The sequence below is a fragment of the Geothrix oryzae genome (assembly GCF_030295385.1).
Taxonomy (GTDB): Bacteria; Acidobacteriota; Holophagae; order Holophagales; family Holophagaceae; genus Geothrix; species Geothrix oryzae.
On the sequence record NZ_AP027079.1, the window covers coordinates 1,895,242 to 1,916,090 of the forward strand.

The following is a 20,849-nucleotide window of genomic DNA, read 5'->3' on the forward strand; positions in this document are numbered from 1 at the left end:
CCACTGTCCTCTTTCGGCGGATGCCGGCCAATCCTGAATCAGGAAGGCAAAGGATATCGCGTGTCGTGGGTCCGGCTGGGGCGGAAGAAGAGCATGGTGTGGCCGATGGTCCAGACATGCTCCAGGCCCGCAACCGCCGCGCAGAGGGCCTTGGCGGCGGTGCCTTCATCCTCGAAGCTGTTGGGGTTGATCTTGACTTTTACAAGTTCCAGGCTGTCGACCATCACATCGAGTTCGGCGGCCTGGGCAGGCGTCACGCCCCCCTTGCCCACATGCATGACGGGCTTGAGCTTGTGGGCCTGGGCCTTGAGGAACTGGCGTTGTTTGGGCGTAAGCATCGGGTCTCCGGCCTTCCAGTCTATCCTCGATGGCGAGGTGTCCCATGCTCCGTCCTCTGCTGCTCTCCCTCGCCGCCCTGGCCTGCCTGGCCGCCCCGCCTCGGACCCTGCGGGTGGACTACGGCCACACGGGAGATGCCACCTCCGAGCGCTTCGGCGTGGACCGGGTGGTGCTGGAGCCCCTGCCCTGGCCCGGTGATCCCGCCAAGGCCGTGGACACCAGCAACCTCGGGAAGTACTGCTTCGAAGTGATCGACAAGGCCACCGGGAAGCTGCTTTATTCCAGGGGTTTCGCCAGCATCTACGGTGAATGGGAGACCACTGACGAGGCCAAGACCCTGGGCCGCTCGTTCTCCGAGTCCCTGCGCTTCCCGCAGCCCGAGGCCCCCGTCCGCATCCAGGTGAAGAAGCGCGACGCCAAGAACGCCTTCCAGACTCTCTGGACCTTCGAGGTCGATCCCAAAGATCCCCTCATCGAGCGGACCCCCGCTCCGGCCGCGGGTAATCTCATCGCCCTGCAGAAGGCTGGCGATCCCGCGGACAAGGTGGATTTCCTCATTCTGGGCGATGGCTACACGGCCGCCGAGCGCGGCAAGTTCGAGCAGCAGGCGCGCAAGGTCATGGAGCTGCTCTTCCAGCAGACCCCCTTCAAGGAGCACCGGAAGGACTTCAATGTCTGGGCCCTTTGCCCCGAATCCAAGGAGAGCGGCATCTCCCGGCCCTCCACGGGCGTTCACAAGCGCACGCCCCTGGGCACCACCTACGACGCCTTCGGCAGCGAACGCTATGTGCTCACCTTCGACAATCGCGCCTGGCGCGACATCGCCGCCCAGGCCCCCTACGAGTTCGTGGAGATCCTGGTGAACGCCGAGACCTACGGCGGCGGCGGCATCCACAACCTCTACAGCACCGCCTCCGCAGGCAACAGCACCATCGGCTACCTCTTCGTGCATGAGTTCGGCCACCACTTCGCGGGCCTGGCCGACGAGTACTACACCTCCGATGTGGCCGTCACCAACAGTCCCTCCCGTCCCGAGCCCTGGGAGCCCAACGCCACCGCCGATCCGAAGCATCCGAAGTGGAGCAGCCTCCTGACCGCCGGCGTGCCCCTGCCCACGCCCTGGAAGAAGGACGAGTTCGAGGCCCACAGCCACGCCTACCAGAAGGAACGCCGCGCCATCCGCGCCGCCAACCGGCCCGAGTCAGAGATGGATGCCCTCTTCGCCCGGGAGAAGGTCTTCGAGACGAAGCTGCTGGGCACCGATGCCCACAGCGGGAAGGTGGGCGCCTTCGAGGGGGCCAACTACGAGGCCAAGGGCTACTTCCGCAGCCAGGAGGACTGCCTCATGTTCACCCGCGACGAAGTGGGCTTCTGCGCCGCCTGCCGGGCCGCCATCGAGAAGGTGATCCGGCAGTACGCGAAATAGGGTCGCGGGTCATTCCGGTCCCAGCATCCGTCGCAGGAGACGCCCGGCCAGGGCGCAAATGAAGGCCAGCCCAAACCCGAACGCCGCCGCCATGACCACTTCGAAGGGCCACAGATTGTGGGAGGTGGGATCCTTCGCCCCATCCACCACCACCCGGGCCATCACGGCGCTGGGCACGGCGGAACCCGTGACGAAAGTGGCCCGCCCCACTCCGAAAGGAGCCCAACCCCCGGCCCCGGCGGCGATGACCACGAAAGCCAGGAAGCCGATCATCGAGACGGGATGGGAGAAGGTGAACCGGTTGTAGGGGGCCACCCACCAGGGGATCCCTGCGGCAAGCAAGGCCGCGGCAAACCAGACCCACGAAGGCTTCATCGGCTCACCTCAACCCGGTACGGGCCCTGAGGCCATGGCGAGGGGCGAGTCCCCGGCGGACAGGAGCCGATCGCGGCGGGCGTGGAGGATGCGGTCGCGCAATTCCGCCGCCTCCTCGAACTTCATGTGGGAGGCCAGCTCCTTCATGCGCTTCTCGAGCTTGGCCACTTCCCGCTCGAAGGCCTTGTCCTCGAGGTAGAGCAGCGGCTCTTCGGCGGCCTGGTCCTCCCTGGAGACATTGATGAATTCCCGGGCCAGGGCCTCGCCCATGACATCGTCCAGGTTGCGCTTGACGGTCTCGGGCGTGATGCCGTGCTCCAGGTTGTGCGCCAGCTGCTTGTTGCGCCGCCGCTCGGTCTCGCCGATGGCCTGCTTCATGGAGCCCGTCATCACATCGGCGTAGAGGATGGCCCGGCCGTTCACATGGCGCGCCGCCCGGCCGATGGTCTGGATGAGGCTCCGATTGTTGCGGAGGAAGCCCTCCTTGTCCGCATCCAGGATGGCCACCAGGCTCACTTCCGGCAGGTCCAGCCCCTCTCGCAGCAGGTTGATGCCCACCAGCACATCGAAGACGCCCCGGCGCAGGTTCTTCAGCAGCTCCACGCGCTCCAGCGTGTCGATCTCGCTGTGCAGGTACTCGGCTTTGATGCCCAGCTCCTGGTAGTAGGCCGTGAGCTGCTCCGCCAGCTTCTTGGTGAGGACCGTCACCAGCACGCGCTCGTCCCGGGCCACGGTCTTGCGGATCTCCTCCAGCAGGTCGTCCACCTGGGTGCCCACCGGGCGCACCTCGACGAGGGGATCCACCAGCCCCGTGGGCCGCACCACCTGCTCCACGAAGGCGCCGCCGCTCTGCTGCAGCTCGTAGTCGCCCGGGGTGGCGGAGACATATACCACCTGCTTCACCCGGCTCTCAAATTCTTCGAACTTGAGAGGACGGTTATCCAGGGCGGAAGGGAGGCGGAAGCCGTAGTCCACGAGGGTGGTCTTGCGGGAGCGGTCGCCGTTGTACATGCCGTGGAGCTGGCCCGTGGCCACATGGCTTTCGTCCATGAAGACGATGAAGTCCTCGGGGAAGTAGTCCAGCAGCGTGTGGGGCGGCTGGCCCGGCTGGCGGCCGTCCAGGAAGCGGCTGTAGTTCTCGATACCGCTGCAGTGGCCCATCTCCTTCATCATCTCCACATCGTAGATGACGCGCTGATGGAGCCGCTGCAGCTCGACGATCTTGCCGGCGGCCCGGAACTCGTTCTCCCGCGCCTCCAGCTCCACCTTGATGCCGTGGATGGCGGCCTTGAGCTTGTCCTCGGGGGTCACATAGTGCGTCTTGGGCCAGATGGTGAGGTCGTCCAGCTTCTCGGTCACCACGCCCCGCAGGGGGTCGATCTTCGAGAGGCGCTCCACCTCGTCGCCCCATAGCTCGATGCGGTAGGCCACATCCTCATAGGCCGGATAGACCTCCACCACATCGCCGCGCACGCGGAAGATGCCGGGCTCGAAGCTCAGATGGTTGCGCTGGTACTGGATGGCCACCAGATCCCGCAGCAGCATGGCCCGGTCGATGGTCTGTCCGGTCTTCAGGTTCACCGAGAGATTCAGGTACGAGCTGGGATCACCCAGGCCGTAGATGCAGCTCACAGAGGCCACCACGATGGTGTCGCGGCGCTCCAGCAGGCAGCGGGTGGCGCTGAGGCGCAGCTTCTCCAGCTCCTCGTTGATCTTCGCGTCCTTGTCGATGAACAGGTCCCGCTCGGGCACATAGGCCTCGGGCTGGTAGTAGTCGTAGTAGCTGACGAAGTACTCGACGGCGTTCTCGGGGAAGAACTGCTTGAACTCGCTGAACAGCTGCGCGGCGAGGGTCTTGTTCGGCGCGAAGATAAGCGCCGGCCGGCCGGCCCGGGCGATGGTGCTGGCCATGGTGTAGGTCTTTCCCGAACCCGTCACCCCCAGCAGGGTCTGGGCGCGGTCCCCGCGCTGAAGGCCCTCCACCAGCTGCGCGATGGCCTCTGGCTGGTCCCCGGCTGGGGAGTACGGCGAGACGAGCTTGAAGGGAATTGCCTTGGCCATAGAACCAAAAGCAAACCACGAAGCAGGGAAGACGCGAAGAATTATTCGTCTTTCATTCGTGTTTTCGCGGTATCAGCGGGGCCCATTCCCAGGGCGAAGCGAGCCGTCCCAGCGGGTCCTTTTGAATGAACCCAGCCAGGACGAAGGGGACGGGCTGCGAAGGCTGGCTTCGAGACATCCCCTTCACCCCCTGCATCCTGGCTTGTCTGGCAACTCCCGGGAAACCTAGAGCTTCCGCAGGACCAGGCAGCCATTGGTGCCGCCGAAGCCGAAGCCGTTGTTCATGGCGTATTCGGCATCGAAGGTGCCGGCCACATTGGGCGTCACATCCAGATCGCACTCGGGATCCTGGCGGTCCACATTGATGGTGGGGGGGATCTTCCCGGTCTTGACGGCCATGACGGCCACGATGGTCTCGAGACCCCCGGCGGCGCCCAGCAGGTGGCCGTGCATGGACTTGGAACTGCTCACCTTGATCTTCTTCGAGTGCTCGCCGAAGACCTTCTGGATGGCCTGGCACTCCAGCTTGTCGCCCACGGGCGTGCTGGTGCCGTGCATGTTCACATAGCCCACTTCCTCGGCCGCGATGTCGGCGTCCTTGATGGCCGCCCGCATGACGCGCTGACCGCCTTCGCCCTCGGGGGCGGGGGTGGTGATGTGGTTGGCGTCGCCGCTCATGCCGTACCCGGCGACCTCGGCGTAGATCTTGGCGCCGCGGGCCTTGGCCAGCTCGTATTCCTCAAGGATGACGATGCCGGCGCCTTCGGCCATCACGAAGCCGTCCCGGTCCACATCGAAGGGTCGGGAGGCGCGCTCAGGCTCGTCGTTGCGGGTGCTGAGGGCGCGCATGGCCGCGAAGCCGCCCACGCCCAGCTGGTTCACCACCGAGTCGCTGCCGCCGGCCATCATGCGGTCCGCATAGCCGAAGGCGATGAGGCGCGCGGCGTCACCGATGGCGTGGGCACCCGTGGCGCAGGCGGTGGCCACGGCGCTGCACGGGCCCTGCAGACCGTACTTGATGCTGGCCTGGCCGCTGGCCAGGTTCACGATGAGGCTGGGGATGAAGAAGGGGCTGGTGCGGCGGGGGCCGCGGTAGCCGTTGGCCTCGTCCCAGATGGTGCTGAGGCCGCCGATACCGCTGCCGATGTAGGTTCCGAACACCTCGCGCTCGGCCTTGGTGAGTTCCACCTGGTCGAAGCCCGCATCCACCCAGGCCTCATGGGCCGCGCCCAGGGCGTAGTGGATGAAGATGTCCATCTTCTTCTGCTCTTTCTTCTCGATGAACAGGTCGGGGTTGAAGCCCTTGACCTGCCCCGCGATCTTGCAGGCGAAGTCGGTGACATCGAAACGGTCGATGGTGCCGATGCCGCTCTTCCCGGCCAGGAGGTTGGCCCAGGTCTCGGGAACGGTGAGCCCGCAGGGATTGACCGTTCCCATGCCCGTGATGACGACGCGACGGCGCTGGACAGTCCTGCTCATGGCTTCACCTCACTCTTCGTTGGACGGACGGGAAAACAAACATGCCGCAGGGCCGTGGGGGCGCTGCGGCATGTAAATGATCCACGCAGGATTAAGCCTTCGCGTGCTTCTCGATGTAGGCGATCGCATCGCCCACCGTGCGGATCTTCTCCTGCTCGCTCTCAGGGATCTCGAGACTGAAGGCCTCTTCGATGGCCATGATGATCTCGACGGTATCGAGACTGTCCGCACCGAGGTCGTCCACAAAGTGGCTGGATTCGGAAATGGAATCCTCGGGCTTGGCCAACTGCTCGGCAATAATCGCAATGACCTTCTTACGCACATCAGCCATCGTGGGCTCCTCCAAACGAACCCGGAAACCCTAACACACTCTCCGCCCGATTGCCAAACCCCGGGTAGGTTGGCTAAGTGTCAGTGCAGGAATACCCCATGCCCCGCGCCCGAACGCATGAAGAACCCGAGAACGGCTGGCCGCTGGGATGGGGCGCCAGCCTACGCGAGTTCCGCACCTTCCTGGCGGTGGAGCGGGGACTTTCGGTCCACACGGCTTCGGGCTACCTCTCCGATCTGAACCACCTGGTCGTCTGGGCCTGCGATCGGGGCATCTCCGCCACGGACCTGACGCGGGACCACCTCACCGCCTTCCTCGTCTCCCAGCATGCCGAAGGGAAGGCTCCCCGCAGCCTGGCGCGGATGAGCTCGAGCCTGCGCGCCTTTCTCACCTTCCTCCGCATGGAGGGCGGCGAGGGAGCCGGTCCCGAGGCCGTGGTGAAACCGCCCCGCCCGCCCCGCATCCTGCCCCGCACCCTGGGCGAAAGCCAGGTGGAAGCCCTGCTGAATGCGCCGGACACGGCCACCCCCCTGGGCGTGCGGGATCGCGCCTGGCTGGAGCTCCTCTACGCCTCGGGCCTCCGCGTCTCCGAACTGGCGGGGCTCCCGGCCCTTTCGGTATTCCTCGACGAAGGTTTCCTCAAGGTCACGGGCAAGGGCCGCAAGGAACGGCTCATCCCCTTCGGCTCCAGCGCCGAGCGGTGGATCCGCGCCTGGCTCGTCCTGCGCCCCGGGTTCAAGCCCAGGGGCGGCGAACTCTTCGTGGGCCAGCGCGGGGAGGGAATCACCCGCCAGCACCTGTGGCGGCTCCTCAAGGCCTACGCCCTCAAGGCCGGCCTCCGCGTCGAGGCCGTGAGCCCCCATGTGCTGCGGCACGCCTTCGCCACGCACCTCCTGGACCACGGCGCCGACCTCCGCGCCGTCCAGGCCATGCTCGGCCACGCCGACATCAGCACCACCCAGATCTACACCCATGTCCACCAGGCTAGGCTCCGCGCCCTGTACGACCAGATGCACCCGCGGAGCGGCTCGCCTGCGGCCGACTGATCTCCCTGCGGCCTTACAACTGCGTGAGCAGTACGCCACCCAGCACCAGTGCCGCGCCCACCGCAAAGGCCGGCGTGATGGCCTGCCCGTAGAAGATCCAGGCCAACAGGGCCGTAGCGACGGGCTGCCCATTGGTGGCGATGGCCACCCGGCTGGGCTCCTTCATGGACAAGGCATGGAACCAGAGCAGGTAGGACACCACGCTCGTCATCAAGCCCAGGTAGATCAGACCCACCCAGGCCATGGGCGGAATGGCGGCCACCACCAGCCTCGGCAGCCCCAGGGCGCCGAGGGGCGCGAAGATCGCCAGACCGAAGAGGATGGACAGCGTGGTGGCCCGTTGGGCGCCGTGTTTCTGCACCAGGGGCCTGCTCATCACCGTGTAGCCCGCCCAGGCCACGACCGCCACCAGCACCATGAGATCGCCCAGGATCCACCGGGGCGGCAACGCCCGGCCGGCCTTTCCTGAGAACAGCACCAGCACGCCTGAAAAGGCCAGCGCCAGGCCGCCCAGCTTGCGCAGGCCAGGCCGCTCCTGTCCGCGGGCCCAGGCCAGCAGCAGGACCACGGTGGGCGTCAGCGCATAGAGCAGCGCGGCGTGGGAGGGCAGCGTGAGGGCCAATCCGCCGAGGAAGGCAACCTGGTTCAGGGTGACGCCCAGGAACCCGGCCCAGAGGTAGGTCCGCCAATCACTGCGGGCCACCGTCCACAGATCCAGGTGCCGGATTCGAGCCAGCAGAAGAAAGCCCGCACCGGCGATGAGGAAGCGGAGCAGGCCCAGGGCCAGGGTCGGCATCGTGTCCGCCGCGGTCTTCCCGAGCAGGAAGGTCCCGGCGGAGATGAAGGTGTGAAGCCCCATGACGGCGGCAAAGCGGAAGTTGCGATGGCCCATCCCTCCAGCATGGCCAAAGCGGGGCCGGCCCGGGGCCGTCGAAATGAGCATGGACCGCCCCCGAGGGAATGAGCGATGATGGGCCAGGAGCCGCAAACCCTATGGCCGTGACCAAGACCCCCCGCAAGAAGCCCGTGACCGCCCCCGCCGATGAGAAGAAACCTGCTGCCAAGGCCAAGGCCCCGCTGAAGAAGGCCGCCCCGAAGAAAGCCGAGGCTCCGGAACCCAAGGCCAAGGCCGCCCCCAAGGCGCCCGCCAAGAGCAAGGCCACCAAGGCCGCGGAGCTCGCGGCCGAAACCGTCGCCCCCGCTGTCCCGGCCCCTCTTCCGGAACCGGCAGCGGCCGCTCCCAAAAAGCCTTCGGCCGCGCCGGCCCTGCCGCCCCTGGCCGCGTCCATCCTCGTCGCCATCCAGGAGGGCCGCGCCGTCGAGTTCATTTTCGCCGATGCGGACGCCAATGCCCCCCGCACCTTCGAGCCGCGCCACCTCACCTTCGATGCCCTCAGCCAGGCGTGGTATGCCTGGGGCTGGGACCGCCGCTACAACGCCGAGCGCCACCACCGCCTGGATCTGCTGGCCGAGGTGAACGAGGTGGAGGGCATGGGCCGGGCGGCCCAGGGCCCCTATCCCGAGGGAACCCCCGCCAACCAGATCGGTGGCTGGCTTGGCGGCGACGCCATCGCCGTGAAGGCCACGCTGCTCAAGCAGTGGGTCTTCGCCGTGAAGCAGGCCCCGCCGGCCTTCCCCCACTTCAAGCTCGAGGAACTGGGTGACGGTCAGGCGCAGGTCACCTTCTCGGCCACGGACCTGCGGGCCATCGCCCGCTGGGCCATGCAGTTCGGCGACGGCATCCAGGTGCTGGAACCTGCCCGGCTGGTGGATCGCATCAAGCAGGTGGGCGCCGTCTGGGCGGGCCGGGAACGGCAGGTCAGCGCGCCGGCACCCAAGCAGGTTCAGCGTCCGGAACCTTCCTCCGAGCCCCGCCGCGCCGAGGCCCGTCCCCAGCACGAGGCGAAGCACGAGGCTAGGCCCGACACGAAGCCCGAGCCGCGGCCCCACCGCGAGCCCCGTCCCGAGAGGGAGCGCGAAGAATCGGCTCCCAAAGGGAAGGCCGGCAAGGTCGAGGTCATCCGCTTCGACCGCCTCTGATCGGAATCAGTCCGCCAGCGTCCAGCCCCGCTTGCCGGGCCAGAAGCCGTAGGCCTGCCCCAGCACATTGAAGGACACGCCCTGCAGCCGCCGGGTCGCCAGGATCCTCGCCAGATTGTAGTTGAGGGGGATCACCGGCTTGTCCCGCCAGATGATCTCGGAGAGCTTCAGGTAGAGCTTCCGGCGGGCCTCCGGATCCAGCGTGTGCCGCCCTTCGTCGAAGAGCCGATCCACCTCCGGGTTCAGGTATCCGCTGACATTGGCCTTGGTGCGGTAGCCATCCCGGGTGAAGAGGGGGGCGTCCACATCGGGATCCAGAGAGGTGGTCCACCCGTAGGACCAGATGTCGCCCTCGTGTTCGGCGGACTTCTCGGTCAGGGCCTGGAAGGTCAGCTTCCGCACCTCGATGCGGATGCCCACCTTGGCGGCCCGTTCCGCCAGGAGCCGCGCCATGCTGCGGGTCGTGGAATTGACCTGCTCGTAGGCCACGAGGGAGAGGGTCCGCCCCTTCGCATCCCGCCGGACGCCGCCGGATCCCATGTGCCATCCAGCTGCTTCCAGGATCGTTTCTGCGCGCTCAGCCTGGGGCAGCGGCCTCGGTTCAGGGTCGTGGGCCCAGTTCTCCGGTGGCCAGAACGAGGAGGCCAGGCGGGCGGGGAAGAACTGGCGGGCTCGCGCAAACTCCTGCCAGGGGGTCAGTTCCGCCAGGGCCTCCCGAAGGGCCAGCTCGCCCAGCAGGCTGCGCTTCGGATCACAGTTCAGGAAAAAGGCCCCGAAGGCGGCCTGGGGCACGGAATAGACCTGGAGATGCCCCGCTCCCAGGGCGCCCTTCCGCACCAGGTAGTGGGACAGGGCGCTGGTGGCCGCGTAGTGGAACCGCCCCTCCAGGATCGCCTTGGCCGTGGATTTCTCGGCGGTGGGGTCGCTGAACTCGAAGGCGGGCCAGGAGCCCGGATGGGCGCCGCGGTACCCGTCCCAGCGTTCGAGCTTCAGGTGCTTGGTGGTGGCCCGCTCCACGATCCGGTAGGGACCCGAACCGACGGGCTGGAAGTTCACTGGCGCGGCCATGGGCTTCGCCCCCATCTGGTAGTGGCGCCGGGGGACCGGGATGAAGTTGTAGAGGTCCGAGAGGAGGGTCCCCCGCGGCCGGGAGAGCCGGATCCGCACCCGGAGCGGCCCCTCGGCCACCAGGCTGTCCAGGCTGGCCACGCCGCCGACCGTGTCCGCGATGGCGCGGACCTGGGGGAGCCTCAGGGTCCGCCAGGTGAAGACCAGATCCTCCGCCTCAATGGGCGCGCCGTCATGCCAGGTCATGCCTGGCCGCAGCTCCAGGACCACTTCGCGGCCGCCCTTGAGGATGGTCCAGCTCTGCAGCAGCTCGGGAATGAAGTTTCCTTCCGCGTCCAGGGTCACCAGGCGGTCGAAAATGAGGTCCACCGCTTCTCCGTCCGTATCGCGGGACATGAGCAGGGGGTTGACGGTCGTCCATTCGTCCACGGCCACGCGGATCGGCTCCGCGGCGCCCAGGCCGCAGAGCAGGCAGGTCAGCAGGATCAGGCGGCGCCAGTACATGGTTCTCCCTCATCGGCGGCGGGAGGGACCTTCCTGAAATCCTGGCGGGTCAGGGCTGGGCGGCGGCCGTCTCGACCAGCTCCACCAGGGCCTCGGCCATGCGCTGCCCGGCCCGCGGGGGGTTCTCCACCACGGATCCCACCAGCTTCTGCTGGCCGCCGGGCTGGGTGGCGAACAGGTAGAAGGTCGGCACCCGGACCACTTTCTGGGGGACGCAGCCCTTGGGCCACGCGACCGCCTCGACGGCCTTGTCCCGGTTGACTCCCAGGTAGTGGACCTCGATGAACGGGTTGGGTTCCGCCTCGAGCGCCAGCAGATCGGGCAGCTGGTAGTGGCTGTCGCCGCACCAGGAGCCGAAGACCGCCACCAGGGTCAGGGGTCGGCTCACACCCTTCCAGCGGGCCTTCAGGGGCGGCGTGAGCTGCACCTTGGCCAGGGTGTCCCGGAAGATGGCGCGGTGGGCCAGGATGGCCTTCGGCGTCGTCTCGCCCAGCAACAGGGGCAGGTGGTCCTTGGCGTCCACCAGCTGTCCGCCGGGGAGGGCCGCCGGCAGGGAGGCGGGGACCGGGCCGGGCGGCTGGGCCAGCAGTCCCAGGGTTCCGAGAGCCAGAAGGGCAGGTTTCATGGGAGTCTCCAGAGCCAGTGTAGCGATTTCATAAACTTGACCCATTCACTCAAGAATACTAGCCTGGAGGCTGGAGAACCTTTCGTGAAGATCTCGGCCCGAGGCAGGTACAGCATGCAGGCCCTGTTCGACCTGGCCCACCACAGCCACGGCCAGCCGGTGCCCCTGCATGTGATCGCCGAGCGCCAGAAGCTCTCCCTGCCCTTTCTGGAGCAGATCTTCAACAAGCTCAAGAAGGCCGGCGTCGTCGCCAGCGTGCGCGGCCCCAAGGGCGGCTACATCCTCACGCGGCCCTGCAACCAGGTGAGCGTGGGCGAGATCCTGCGCCTTACGGACAGCAGCTTCTACGCCGTGGCGAAGGAGGATCCCAGGGCCGCCAACCAGGCGCTCATGGCCGATGAGCGCATGAGCCTCATGCTTTGGAACCGCCTCTCCGACCACATCTCCGCCTTCATGGAGAAGGTGACCTTCGCCGACCTGTGCTCCGAGACCTCCAGCAACTCCTGTCCGGACTGCACCTGCCCTGAATATGTCAAGGATGTCCAGGGCCAGATCAGCCGCGGCGAGCGCAAAGCCTGCGGCGTGATCTGACCTGGCCGCGAGAGGGCCCTACCCTTTCCCCTTGACGCACAGGCACGAGGTTTCGGCCCTCACCTGGGCCCGGGCCTGCGCGCGCTGGAGTTCCTTCTCCGCGGCCGCTGCCTCGGGCTTGCGTCCCTGGGCAGCCAGCGCCTTCTGGAGGCCCAGGATGGACCAGTAGTTGGCGGGGTAGGCCCGGAGATCCGCGCGGTAGACGGCTTCGGCCTCCTTGGCCCGACCGGCGGACAGGAGTACGGCCCCCAGGGCATGGCGGGCGGGAACGACACAGGCGGGGGGCTCGTCGTACTTGAGGGCGTCCTCCAGGCGCACGGCCTCCTGCAGGCGCTGGATCGCCTCATCCAACCGGCCCTGGCCGAAGGCTATTTCACCGGCCAGGAAGGCTCGGGACACCTGCATCACCGAGCGAGCGTTGTTGGAACCCCAAAGGTGGCCCTCAGGGACCGCGGGGAGGGCCGCTTCAAAAGCCGCCTGCGCCTTCAGGGCCTCCTCGCTCCGCCCCGTGGCGGCGAAGGCCGTGCCCCGCAAGGCGTGCCAGCTGGCCGTGGCCAGGGGCAACCGGGCGTCCGGCGCGGGCTCCGCCAGCAGCTCGTCCCAGAGGCCGAACCGCTTCAGGGCCTCCCAGTGCCGAGTGGCGAAAGCTTCGGCGAAGGTGGCGTTGGCCACCACCCAGTCCAGGGGGAAGGTTGTCACCACGGCCTGGGTCTGAGCCAGGGCCACCTCCTTGCGGCCTTCCATGAGGGCCGTGTAGGCCAGGAAGTCCGCGTTGTGCACCATGTAGAGCCCGTAGAAGCCGATCTCCGGCTGGCGGGCCCGGTAGCGGCCGTCGGCCTCCATGGCCCGCTCGTTGGCCTCGGCGGCCCCGCCCCAGTCGCCGATCCGGGCGTAGATGTGGGCGGGCATGTGGATCAGGTGCCCCGCGTCGGGCACCAGCCGGCGCAGGCGGTCGGCGGCGGCCTTGGCGCGCTCAGGATGAGGCGAGCCTTCGTAGGCGTGGATGGTGAGGTGGAGGGCCAGGGGATGGTTCGGGGCCAGAGCCAGGGCCCGTCGGAGGGCGGCCAGGATCTCCGTGGTGCCGGGCTGGGGTTTGCCCTCCCGGGTCCACTGGTCCCAGGGCCGGGTGTCCATGAGGGCTTCCGCATGGAGGGCCGCCACATCGGCATCCTTGGGAAAGCGGGCCGCCACCCGACCCATGGCCTGGGCGTAGGCCGCGTCCAGGGCGCTGCGGTCCGCGGGGTTCGGCAGGGCATAGCGGGCCCCGAGGGCCTCGATGAGGGCTCGTTCCACGGGTGGCGCCCCGTCGGCCCGCTTTTGGGCCTGGCTAAGGGCCTCCCAGGCCGCCTTCGCCTGGGCTTCATCCATGGTGGGATTGTTGATGTGGGGACCGTTCACCAGCGCCAATCCCCACCAGGCCATGGCGCAGCCGGGATCCAGGCGCAACGCCTCCTGGAAGGCCCGGACGGCGGCCTCGTGGTTGAACGCATAGGCCCAGACCAGCCCCTGGTCGAAAGCCGCCTGGGCTCCGGGGACCCGAGTGGCGACGCGGCGCTGATGTTGTCCCAGGTCGTAGGGTCGCCAGGAGGTGGGAGCTGCCCCGGATTCCGGCACGGTGGCCAAGGCCAGGGTGCAGACGAGGAAGGCCGGAAGAAGCGGGATACCCATGCATCACCCCTCGAATCATGCTGGCGCCAACGATAGTTGAATAAGATAAAAAATGCAATTTTGTCATTTTCGCCATCAATCATGCAGGCCTGCCGCGGTGCTATCGTTTCCTTTTGGATGCACGCCGCATGAGCAATCCCTGCGCCCTCCCCAGCCTGGCCCTGCCGCCCACCGAGGCCGAGCTCAAGGCCCTGCCCCAGCTCGAGAAGAAGATCGCCCGCCGCGTGGGCGAGACCAATGCCGCCTACAAGCTCATCGAAGAGGGTGACCGCATCCTGGTGGCCGTGAGCGGCGGCAAGGATTCCTGGGCCCTGCTGGATGTCCTGGAGCGGCTGCGCAAGCGGGCGCCCGTGGCCTTCACCGTCGATGCCGTCACCGTGGATCCGGGCTTCCCCCAGTTCAATCCCGACCCCATCGCCGAGACCTGCGAGCGCCTGGGCGTGCCCCACCACATCATCCCCGCCCCCATCGACAAGATGGTGCGCGCCAAACCCGAAGAGCTGCCCTGCATCATCTGCTCGCGGCTGCGCCGCGGCGTGCTCTACTCCTTCGCCAAGCAGCACGGCTACTCGAAGATCGCCCTGGGCCACCACCTGGACGACCTGATCGAGACGCTGCTCATCAACCTGTTCTTCGAGGGCCGCCTGAGCACCATGCCCCTGCGCTTGGTGAGCGATGATGGCGCCAACACCGTCATCCGCCCGCTCGGCACCTGCGAGGAGAGGGATCTCCAGCGCTACGCCTGGCTGCGCGGCTTCCCCATCGTGCCCTGCGGCTGCCCCCTCTGCGGCTGCTCCAGCCTGGAGAGCCGCCGCAAGCAGGTGAAGGAACTCATCGCCGCCATGGAGACGAGCATTCCCCGCCTGAAAGCCTCCATGCTCGGCGCCATGGGCAATGTGAAGCTGAGCCATCTGCTGGACCTGAACCTCGGGGCCCTGCACGCCAAGGGCGTGGATGAGGCCGTGGAGCGGCTGGGGTAGTCACTCCCATCGCCACTGACAACAGACTCCACGAAGGACACTAAGAGAAAACAAGCACCCGAAGGACTCCAATTCGTGTGCTTCAAGTTTTTCTTCGTGCCCTTCGTGGAGATCCTTTTCCGCTTCAGCTCAGGCTCAACCACAGCCCCTTGAGGTAGAACCCTTCGGGATGGTTGAGCGAATAGGGATGGTCGCTGGGCTGCCCCAGATGGGCCAGCACGCGGGCCTCGCGGCCGGCCTCCAGCAGGGCCGTCCACACGGCCTCCTGGAAGCGCATCCGGTCCAGGTGCTGGCTGCAGGAGAAGCACCAGAGCATGCCGCCGGGCGCGGTGGCCCGGGCGCCGAGGCGGAAGACATCCTTGTAGGCCTTGAAGGCCTTGTCCACATCCTTGCGCTGCTTGGCGAAAGCAGGCGGATCCACGATGACGCGGTCCCAGGCCATGGGTTCCAGTTGCCGCATCAGCTCGAAGGCGTCGCCCTCCATGCGGAGGTGCGCGGCGGGATCCAGGCCGTTGGCGGCCCAATCGCGCTCCGCCTGGTCCAGCGCCGCGGCGCTGATGTCGAGCGTGGCCACTTCCGCGGCGCCACCCAGGCCCGCGTGGATGCTGAAGCCGCCGGTGTAGCCGAAGGCGTTGAGGACCCGCCGCCCCTGGGCCACCCGGCCCACCTGGAGCCGGTGCTCCCGCTGATCCAGGAAAAAGCCCGTCTTCTGGCCGCGCAGCAGGTCCACGGTGAGGCGCGCGCCCCCCTCCCGGACCGTGATGGGGCCGCTCAGGCTGCCTTTCAGCAGGCGGTTCACGGGATCGAGGCCTTCCTCCCGGCGGCCGGACTGGCTGCGCTCCACGAAGGCGGTCAGGCCCTCGCGCTTGCCGATCTCGAAGAGGATGGGCCACCAGACCTCGCGCAGAAGCTCCAGTCCCGCCGTGCCCACCTGGAGCACCAGGGCCTGGGCGTAGCGGTCCACCACCAGCCCCGGCAGGCCGTCGCCCTCGCCGAAGATCCAGCGGCAGCCGCCTTCCGGATCCCACAGGCCCAGCTCCTTGCGCAGGGTCAGGGCCGATTCGAAGCGGGCCCGGAAAAACGCCTCGTCGAGGGGCGCGTCCTCGAAGCGGAAGATCCGGGCCGCCAGGGGGTTCGCCGGGCTCGCCGTGCCGACGCCGAGCACCTGCCCGGAATCATCGGCCAGCCGCACGAGGTGGAAGTCCGAAGGTCGCGCCACGGCCCCGGAGAAGACCCAGGGGTGGCGCTTGGACATCAGCCCCTCTTTGCCGGGCTTCAGTCGGAGCAGGGGGTAGGGCCAACGCGGCAGGTTCATGCATCCAGGTTAGCTTGATACCCTCATGGGATGCGTGTTTCCACCGTCCTCGCCATCGCCTTCTCCGCCGCCCTGCAGGCCGCGCCGCCCGTGCTCATGCTCAGCGCGGACGGACTGGGCGCGAACCAGTTCAGCGCCCGCACCATGCCGGGGCTCTGGGCGCTGTCGGAACAGGGTCGGCGCGGAGAGGGCCTGCCGCCCTTCCCCGCCACCACCTTCAACGGCCATGTGACCCTGGCCACGGGCTGCTGGCCTGAGCACCACGGGGTCGTCGCCAACGGCTACCTGGATCCGGCCACGAAGACCCTGGTCCCCACGGCTTCCCGCACCGAGGATGTCCAGCGGGAGCCCCTCTGGGTGGCCGCCACCCGCAGCGGCGTGCGCACGGCCGTCTTCCAGTGGGTGGGTGCCACGGGCCCCTGGGAGGGCGTCAGCCCCTGGCGCCTCGAGACCTTCCGCGTGGGGCGGCCGGATTCGGAGGCCCTCGCCTTCAGCGAAGCCGCGCTCAAGGACGGTGCCGGGCTCGTCATGACCTACCTCTCAGGCACCGACGAGGAGGGCCACCTCCAGGGTCCCCACAGTGCCGAGGCCGAGGCCAAGCTGAAGCGCATGGACGAAGAGCTGGCGCCCTGGCTCCGCCGCATGCAGGCCGAGCATCCGGGTCTGCGCGTCATCGTCGCCGCCGACCATGGCATGGCGCCCATGCGCCGCCGCATCCACCTGCCCACGCTGCTGGATGGCATCCGCAGCGAGCTCATCACCCACGGTGGCAGCGCCTACATCTACCTGCAGAACCCCAAGGATGCGCCCCGGGCCCTGTCCCGCCTGCGCGGGGCCGGACTCCAGGCCTGGACCCGGGACCGCGTGCCCACCCGGTACCACCTGTCGGGCAACCCCCGGGTGGGCGACCTGGTGGTGCTGGCCAAGGAGGGACAGTGGCTCTCGAAGGCCCGATCCAGCCGCGAGGAGCAGGATGAGCGCCATGGCCGCCACGGTGCCCACGCCTATACCTCCGAGACCCCGGCCATGCACACCTGGCTCATCGTGCTCGGCGCCGGCCGCGGCCCCCTCGGCCCGGTGCCGCTCTGGGACCTCGCCCCCACCGTGGCCTCCTGGCTGGATCTCCACTGGGCCCGGCAGCCGGACGGGAAGGCCGTGCCCAGCCTGGTGAAGTGAATCAGGGAATCAGCGCCAGCAGCACCTGGGCCAGGACGATCTTGAGGATCGTGGCCAGGGGATAGACGGTCGCAAAGCCCACATTGGGCAGGTCGTTGCCCGTGTGATGGTTCGCATAGCCCAGCACCACCGGCTGGGTGTGGGTACCCGCCACGATGCCGAACATGATGTTGAGCGGGATGCGGAACACCTTGTAGCCCAGCAGCATCGTCAGGGAATCCGCCACGAGGCAGACCAGGAAGGCCGCCCCCAGGAAGAGGGGGAGCACCGATGCGTCCTTCGACATGATGGCCCGGAAGCCCTCGCCGGAGATCACGCCGATGCCCGCGGCGAACAGCACCAGGCCGAACTGCCGGATGGTGTGGTTGGCGCTGTAGGGGAAGTTCCAGACCAGGGGCCCGATGCGGTGGAAGCGGCCGAGGATCAGCGCCACGGCCAGGGGGCCGCCCGCGAAGCCCAGCTTGAAGACGATGCCGTGCCCGAGGGGGATGGGCAGCTGGCCCAGGGCGAGGCCGGCGGCCAGCCCCATGGCGAAGGTGAGGAAGCTCACCTCGCTGAGGGCCCGATAGCTGTCGCCGAAGAACTCCTCGATGGCCTCGATGTTGTCCCGGCGCGTGGTCACCCGCACGCGGTCACCCAGCTCCAGCACCGTGTCGCCGTCCGGCACGAACCAGAGGTCGCCCCGGCGGACGCGGGTGATGATGGCTTGGTGCTTGTTCACGAGGTCGAGCTTCCCGAGGGGGACGCCCACTACATCCCAGCGCGACACGAACACCCGCGTGGCGTCGAGGGCGCTCTGGTCGCGGTCCAGCTCCACATGGCTGCGCTCGCCGATGAGGGCCTCCACCTGGATCAGGTCATCCGGCGATCCCACGACCGTCACCAGGTCATCCAGCTTCAGCCGGAACTCTGGCCCCGGCAGCAGCAGCTCCGCCTTGCGCAGCACCCGGCCGAAGACCACATGGAAGCGGCCCGCCGCGCGGATCTCGCGCTTGGTCAGGGATTCGGCCTCGGGCTTCGTCACCCGCAGCGTCCAGACCTCCAGCTTCTGGTGCCCGGTCTGGTAGTCCTTGAGGCCGTCGGCCTCCTCCTGCAGGTTCACGCGGAACACCTTCGAGCTGATGAGGATGATCAGCATGGGCACCAGCACGCCGATGGGGTAGGCGATGGCGGAGGCCACGGTGGGCTGGGCCAGTTCCACGGGCCCCACGCCCGCCATGGTCTTCACGCGCTCGATGACACCCGCCAGGGCCGGCATGTTGGTGAAGCTGCCCGTGAGCAGGCCCGCGGCGTAGCGGGCGTTGAAGCCCAGCAGGCGGGCGAGCAGCACCACGAAGCCCGTGGAGGCCAGCATCACCAGGAAGACCACCGCGTTCTTCTTCATCCCCTCGCGGCTGAAGGCGGCCCAGAAGCTGTGGGAGATGGAGAGGCCCATGGCGTAGACGAACACCGCCAGACCCAGCTCATAGACCAGCTTCATCTCCTTGGAGATGTCCTTCTTCAGGCCGGCGTCCAGGCCCGGCGCCATCACCAGCGCGCCCAGGGCGATCCCCGCGAAGAGGATGCTGGCGATGCCGAAGGACGCTCCGGCGATGCGGATCTTGCTGATGGGGTAGCCCAGTGCCACCACCGCGAACAGCATCAACAGCGGGTTGTGTGCGAAGAAGAAGAGAACCTGCTCGATCATGTCCGCTCCACACCTGCTGGCTTTCTAGGGGCTCATGTCAACCGCTTGATGGCCGCCACCAGGGCTTCCACCTCGCCGGGCTGCGCGTCCGGGAGCATCGAAAAGCGAAGCACCGATCGCGCGTCGTCCAAACTATACCCCAAGGTCGTGATTGCATGACTGGGCTTCACCGCCCCGCTGTGGCAGGCGCTCCCGGTGCTGACGGCGAACCCCGCCAGGTCCAGGGAGGCATGCAGGGCCTCCCCGTTCCGGCCCCGGAACAAGGCGCAGGTTGTATTTGGCAGGCGTGGGGAGCCCCCGCCGATGACCTCGATGTCCCGGTTCCAGGATGTGATTTCCGTCTCGAAGGCATCCCGCAGCGACGCCAGCTCCGCGTTCGCGCTTTGACGCTCCGTCAAGTGCCGCGTGGCGGCCGCCAGCCCCAGGATGGCGGGAAGGTCCTCCGTGCCCCCCCTGCGGCGGCGCTCCTGGGGGCCCTCCATCAGGGCCTCCCAGGGCAGGCCCGGCCGCATCCACAGCAGGGCCGCGCCGCGGGGGCCCCCCATCTTGTGGCCGCTGAACACCGCCGCGTCGCAGTCCGACAGATCCACGGCCACCTTCCCCCAGGCCTGGCAGCCGTCCTTGATGCGAACCGCATCCAGCACGGGCGGCATCCCGTAGAGGATCCCAGTCTCGTTGTTGGCGGCCATCTGCACCACGGCAGCGCAATCCGCGGGCAGCTCCGGCAGCCAGCTCACCCGCGACCAGTCCCGCAGGGGATTCAGGCAGGCGCTGTGCTCCCCCGGGAACACCGCCGCGGGCCGGTCCCCCAGGGCGGGCTGCAGTCCCCGGATGAGCAGGTGCAGGGCTTCCGTGGCGCTGGCGCAGAAAACCAGCTCCCCCGGCGCCACGCCCAGGGAGGCCGCGATCTCCCGCCGGGCCTCCTCGAGGCGATGCCGGGCCCGCTGCCCTTCCCGGTGGGTGCTGGTGGGGTTGGCCCAGTCCTCAGCCATGGCCCGCCGCACGGCCTCCACCGCCTCCGGGTGGGGCGGCGCGCTGGCGTTGGCGTCGAAGTAGAGCCTGGGCATGACCTCAATGTACCCTGAGGCCATGCCCAAATCCCTGGAAGGCAAGCTCGTCGTCGCCATCTCCTCCCGCGCGCTGTTCGATTTCGAGGAGGAGAACCGGGTCTTCGAGGAATCGGACGACCGTGCCTACATGGAGCTCCAGCTGTCGCGGCTCGATGTGCCCGCCAAGCCCGGCGTGGCCTTCCCGCTGGTGAAGAAGCTGCTGGCCTTCAACACGGACGACGAAGGCCGCGTGGCCGTGGTGATCCTCTCCCGCAACGATCCCGTGAGCGGTCTGCGGGTCTTCCGCAGCGCCCAGGAGTCGAACCTCCAGCTGGAGCGCGGCGTCTTCACCCGGGGCCGGAACCCCTACCCCTATCTCACCTCCCTGGGCGCGAACCTGTTCCTGTCCGCCAAGGAGGACGATGTCCGCGCGGCCCTGAACGCGGGCTTCGCGGCCGCCCGGGTCTACCCCGACAGCGCCCTGGCCGCGGACCGCCACCCGGACGAGATCCGCATCGCCTTCGACGGCGACGCCGTGCTGTTCAGCGACGAGGCGGAGCGCGTCTACGCCCAGGGCGGCCTGGCGGCCTTCCAGGCCCACGAGATCGAACGGGCCGGCGTCCCCCTGCCTCCCGGCCCCTTCAAGCCCCTGCTGCAGGCCCTCCAACCCCTGCAGGACATGGCCTCGGGCGCCCCCATGCGCATCCGGACCGCCCTGGTCACCGCCCGCAGCGCCCCCGCGCACGAGCGCGCCATCCGCACCCTCATGGCCTGGAACATCCAGGTGGACGAGGCCATGTTCCTGGGTGGCCTCGAGAAGGCCGACTTCCTGCGCGAGTTCGAGCCCGACTTCTTCTTCGACGACCAGACCGGCTACTGCGACACCGCTTCCCGGGTGGGTCCGACGGGCCATGTGGTGAGCGGCGTGAAGAATGAGGTTGGCGAGTCTGGACAGGGACCCCTGTAGCGCTCGGAACGCTATGCGTTCCGAGGAGGGTAAAGCCTCTTCCTTAACAAGTTGTCAACCATGCTCCGGAGGTGGACCGCCCCGCGGCCCGCCTCCGGAGTCGCCACGGCTAGACTTGAACG

At 68.0% G+C, this 20,849-nt stretch carries 19 protein-coding genes; 7 read left to right on the forward strand and 12 right to left on the reverse strand.

Annotated elements, in window-relative coordinates; translation table 11 throughout:
* Window positions 1-38: 38 nt before the first annotated feature.
* Window positions 39-338 (reverse strand): YhbY family RNA-binding protein, encoded by a 300-nt coding sequence (locus tag QUD34_RS08750; RefSeq protein ID WP_286353312.1) that lies wholly within the window; start codon window positions 336-338, stop codon window positions 39-41.
* A 44-nt stretch (window positions 339-382) separates the two neighbouring features.
* Here QUD34_RS08750 and QUD34_RS08755 point away from each other — a divergent pair, with 44 nt between their 5' ends.
* Window positions 383-1,765, forward strand: a complete 1,383-nt coding sequence (locus QUD34_RS08755) for an IgA Peptidase M64 (protein WP_286353313.1) — start codon at window positions 383-385, stop codon at window positions 1,763-1,765.
* Window positions 1,766-1,774: 9 nt separating this feature from the next.
* Here the strand turns inward: QUD34_RS08755 and QUD34_RS08760 are convergent, their stop codons facing one another.
* The 4 genes from QUD34_RS08760 to acpP form a co-directional block, all read right to left on the reverse strand.
* The gene (locus tag QUD34_RS08760; RefSeq protein WP_286353314.1) at window positions 1,775-2,140 is read right to left on the reverse strand and encodes a hypothetical protein; all 366 of its coding nucleotides are present in this window, start codon (window positions 2,138-2,140) and stop codon (window positions 1,775-1,777) included.
* 9 nt (window positions 2,141-2,149) lie between these two features.
* Window positions 2,150-4,201 (reverse strand): excinuclease ABC subunit UvrB, encoded by a 2,052-nt coding sequence (gene uvrB, locus QUD34_RS08765; RefSeq protein ID WP_286353315.1) that lies wholly within the window; start codon window positions 4,199-4,201, stop codon window positions 2,150-2,152.
* 225 nt (window positions 4,202-4,426) lie between these two features.
* The gene (fabF, locus tag QUD34_RS08770) at window positions 4,427-5,680 is read right to left on the reverse strand and encodes a beta-ketoacyl-ACP synthase II (RefSeq protein ID WP_286353316.1); all 1,254 of its coding nucleotides are present in this window, start codon (window positions 5,678-5,680) and stop codon (window positions 4,427-4,429) included.
* 91 nt (window positions 5,681-5,771) lie between these two features.
* The gene (gene acpP, locus QUD34_RS08775; protein ID WP_243288255.1) at window positions 5,772-6,011 is read right to left on the reverse strand and encodes an acyl carrier protein; all 240 of its coding nucleotides are present in this window, start codon (window positions 6,009-6,011) and stop codon (window positions 5,772-5,774) included.
* 98 nt (window positions 6,012-6,109) lie between these two features.
* Between acpP and QUD34_RS08780 the strand changes: the two genes are divergently transcribed.
* Window positions 6,110-7,057: a site-specific tyrosine recombinase XerD gene (locus QUD34_RS08780; RefSeq protein WP_286353317.1), complete on the forward strand. Its 948-nt coding sequence runs from the start codon at window positions 6,110-6,112 to the stop codon at window positions 7,055-7,057.
* A 13-nt stretch (window positions 7,058-7,070) separates the two neighbouring features.
* On the opposite strand, the gene QUD34_RS08785 is transcribed toward QUD34_RS08780, so the two are convergent.
* The gene (locus QUD34_RS08785; protein ID WP_286353318.1) at window positions 7,071-7,949 is read right to left on the reverse strand and encodes a DMT family transporter; all 879 of its coding nucleotides are present in this window, start codon (window positions 7,947-7,949) and stop codon (window positions 7,071-7,073) included.
* Between the two features lie 101 nt (window positions 7,950-8,050).
* On the opposite strand from QUD34_RS08785, the gene QUD34_RS08790 reads away from it, so the two are divergent.
* Window positions 8,051-9,097: a WCX domain-containing protein gene (locus tag QUD34_RS08790; protein ID WP_286353319.1), complete on the forward strand. Its 1,047-nt coding sequence runs from the start codon at window positions 8,051-8,053 to the stop codon at window positions 9,095-9,097.
* 6 nt (window positions 9,098-9,103) lie between these two features.
* Here the strand turns inward: QUD34_RS08790 and QUD34_RS08795 are convergent, their stop codons facing one another.
* Both QUD34_RS08795 and QUD34_RS08800 read right to left on the reverse strand, forming a co-directional pair.
* Entirely contained in the window at window positions 9,104-10,669 is a 1,566-nt protein-coding gene (locus tag QUD34_RS08795; protein WP_286353320.1) for an ABC transporter substrate-binding protein, read from the reverse strand.
* Between the two features lie 49 nt (window positions 10,670-10,718).
* On the reverse strand, window positions 10,719-11,294 hold the full coding sequence (locus tag QUD34_RS08800; protein WP_286353321.1) for a thioredoxin domain-containing protein: 576 nt from the start codon (window positions 11,292-11,294) through the stop codon (window positions 10,719-10,721).
* A gap of 84 nt (window positions 11,295-11,378) precedes the next feature.
* Between QUD34_RS08800 and QUD34_RS08805 the strand changes: the two genes are divergently transcribed.
* Window positions 11,379-11,885: an Rrf2 family transcriptional regulator gene (locus QUD34_RS08805; protein ID WP_286353322.1), complete on the forward strand. Its 507-nt coding sequence runs from the start codon at window positions 11,379-11,381 to the stop codon at window positions 11,883-11,885.
* Window positions 11,886-11,903: 18 nt separating this feature from the next.
* On the opposite strand, the gene QUD34_RS08810 is transcribed toward QUD34_RS08805, so the two are convergent.
* Entirely contained in the window at window positions 11,904-13,553 is a 1,650-nt protein-coding gene (locus QUD34_RS08810) for a tetratricopeptide repeat protein (protein WP_286353323.1), read from the reverse strand.
* Window positions 13,554-13,681: 128 nt separating this feature from the next.
* On the opposite strand from QUD34_RS08810, the gene ttcA reads away from it, so the two are divergent.
* On the forward strand, window positions 13,682-14,533 hold the full coding sequence (gene ttcA, locus QUD34_RS08815) for a tRNA 2-thiocytidine(32) synthetase TtcA (protein ID WP_286353324.1): 852 nt from the start codon (window positions 13,682-13,684) through the stop codon (window positions 14,531-14,533).
* A 124-nt stretch (window positions 14,534-14,657) separates the two neighbouring features.
* Here ttcA and QUD34_RS08820 read toward each other — a convergent pair whose 3' ends face one another.
* Window positions 14,658-15,848, reverse strand: coding sequence for a class I SAM-dependent rRNA methyltransferase (locus QUD34_RS08820; RefSeq protein ID WP_286353325.1), 1,191 nt, complete (start codon window positions 15,846-15,848; stop codon window positions 14,658-14,660).
* Between the two features lie 30 nt (window positions 15,849-15,878).
* Between QUD34_RS08820 and QUD34_RS08825 the strand changes: the two genes are divergently transcribed.
* The gene (locus tag QUD34_RS08825; RefSeq protein ID WP_286353326.1) at window positions 15,879-17,024 is read left to right on the forward strand and encodes an alkaline phosphatase family protein; all 1,146 of its coding nucleotides are present in this window, start codon (window positions 15,879-15,881) and stop codon (window positions 17,022-17,024) included.
* A 1-nt stretch (window position 17,025) separates the two neighbouring features.
* On the opposite strand, the gene QUD34_RS08830 is transcribed toward QUD34_RS08825, so the two are convergent.
* Together QUD34_RS08830 and QUD34_RS08835 are read right to left on the reverse strand one after the other, a co-directional pair.
* A complete protein-coding gene (locus QUD34_RS08830) occupies window positions 17,026-18,711 on the reverse strand; it encodes an aspartate:alanine exchanger family transporter (RefSeq protein WP_286353327.1) in 1,686 nt (561 codons plus the stop codon).
* Window positions 18,712-18,743: 32 nt separating this feature from the next.
* Window positions 18,744-19,778: a cysteine desulfurase family protein gene (locus tag QUD34_RS08835; protein WP_286353328.1), complete on the reverse strand. Its 1,035-nt coding sequence runs from the start codon at window positions 19,776-19,778 to the stop codon at window positions 18,744-18,746.
* A gap of 22 nt (window positions 19,779-19,800) precedes the next feature.
* Here QUD34_RS08835 and QUD34_RS08840 point away from each other — a divergent pair, with 22 nt between their 5' ends.
* On the forward strand, window positions 19,801-20,727 hold the full coding sequence (locus QUD34_RS08840) for a 5'-nucleotidase (protein WP_286353329.1): 927 nt from the start codon (window positions 19,801-19,803) through the stop codon (window positions 20,725-20,727).
* The last annotated feature ends 122 nt before the right edge of the window (window positions 20,728-20,849 follow it).

Excerpts from the sequence above, each read along its gene's own strand:
- QUD34_RS08750 (WP_286353312.1), bottom strand. The coding sequence starts at position 338 with ATGCTTACGCCCAAACAACGCCAGTTCCTCAAGGCCCAGGCCCACAAG.
- QUD34_RS08755 (WP_286353313.1), top strand. The coding sequence starts at position 383 with ATGCTCCGTCCTCTGCTGCTCTCCCTCGCCGCCCTGGCCTGCCTGGCC.
- QUD34_RS08760 (WP_286353314.1), bottom strand. The coding sequence starts at position 2,140 with ATGAAGCCTTCGTGGGTCTGGTTTGCCGCGGCCTTGCTTGCCGCAGGG.
- uvrB (WP_286353315.1), bottom strand. The coding sequence starts at position 4,201 with ATGGCCAAGGCAATTCCCTTCAAGCTCGTCTCGCCGTACTCCCCAGCC.
- fabF (WP_286353316.1), bottom strand. The coding sequence starts at position 5,680 with ATGAGCAGGACTGTCCAGCGCCGTCGCGTCGTCATCACGGGCATGGGA.
- acpP (WP_243288255.1), bottom strand. The coding sequence starts at position 6,011 with ATGGCTGATGTGCGTAAGAAGGTCATTGCGATTATTGCCGAGCAGTTG.
- QUD34_RS08780 (WP_286353317.1), top strand. The coding sequence starts at position 6,110 with ATGCCCCGCGCCCGAACGCATGAAGAACCCGAGAACGGCTGGCCGCTG.
- QUD34_RS08785 (WP_286353318.1), bottom strand. The coding sequence starts at position 7,949 with ATGGGCCATCGCAACTTCCGCTTTGCCGCCGTCATGGGGCTTCACACC.
- QUD34_RS08790 (WP_286353319.1), top strand. The coding sequence starts at position 8,051 with ATGGCCGTGACCAAGACCCCCCGCAAGAAGCCCGTGACCGCCCCCGCC.
- QUD34_RS08795 (WP_286353320.1), bottom strand. The coding sequence starts at position 10,669 with ATGTACTGGCGCCGCCTGATCCTGCTGACCTGCCTGCTCTGCGGCCTG.
- QUD34_RS08800 (WP_286353321.1), bottom strand. The coding sequence starts at position 11,294 with ATGAAACCTGCCCTTCTGGCTCTCGGAACCCTGGGACTGCTGGCCCAG.
- QUD34_RS08810 (WP_286353323.1), bottom strand. The coding sequence starts at position 13,553 with ATGGGTATCCCGCTTCTTCCGGCCTTCCTCGTCTGCACCCTGGCCTTG.
- ttcA (WP_286353324.1), top strand. The coding sequence starts at position 13,682 with ATGAGCAATCCCTGCGCCCTCCCCAGCCTGGCCCTGCCGCCCACCGAG.
- QUD34_RS08820 (WP_286353325.1), bottom strand. The coding sequence starts at position 15,848 with ATGAACCTGCCGCGTTGGCCCTACCCCCTGCTCCGACTGAAGCCCGGC.
- QUD34_RS08825 (WP_286353326.1), top strand. The coding sequence starts at position 15,879 with ATGCGTGTTTCCACCGTCCTCGCCATCGCCTTCTCCGCCGCCCTGCAG.
- QUD34_RS08830 (WP_286353327.1), bottom strand. The coding sequence starts at position 18,711 with ATGATCGAGCAGGTTCTCTTCTTCTTCGCACACAACCCGCTGTTGATG.
- QUD34_RS08835 (WP_286353328.1), bottom strand. The coding sequence starts at position 19,778 with ATGCCCAGGCTCTACTTCGACGCCAACGCCAGCGCGCCGCCCCACCCG.
- QUD34_RS08840 (WP_286353329.1), top strand. The coding sequence starts at position 19,801 with ATGCCCAAATCCCTGGAAGGCAAGCTCGTCGTCGCCATCTCCTCCCGC.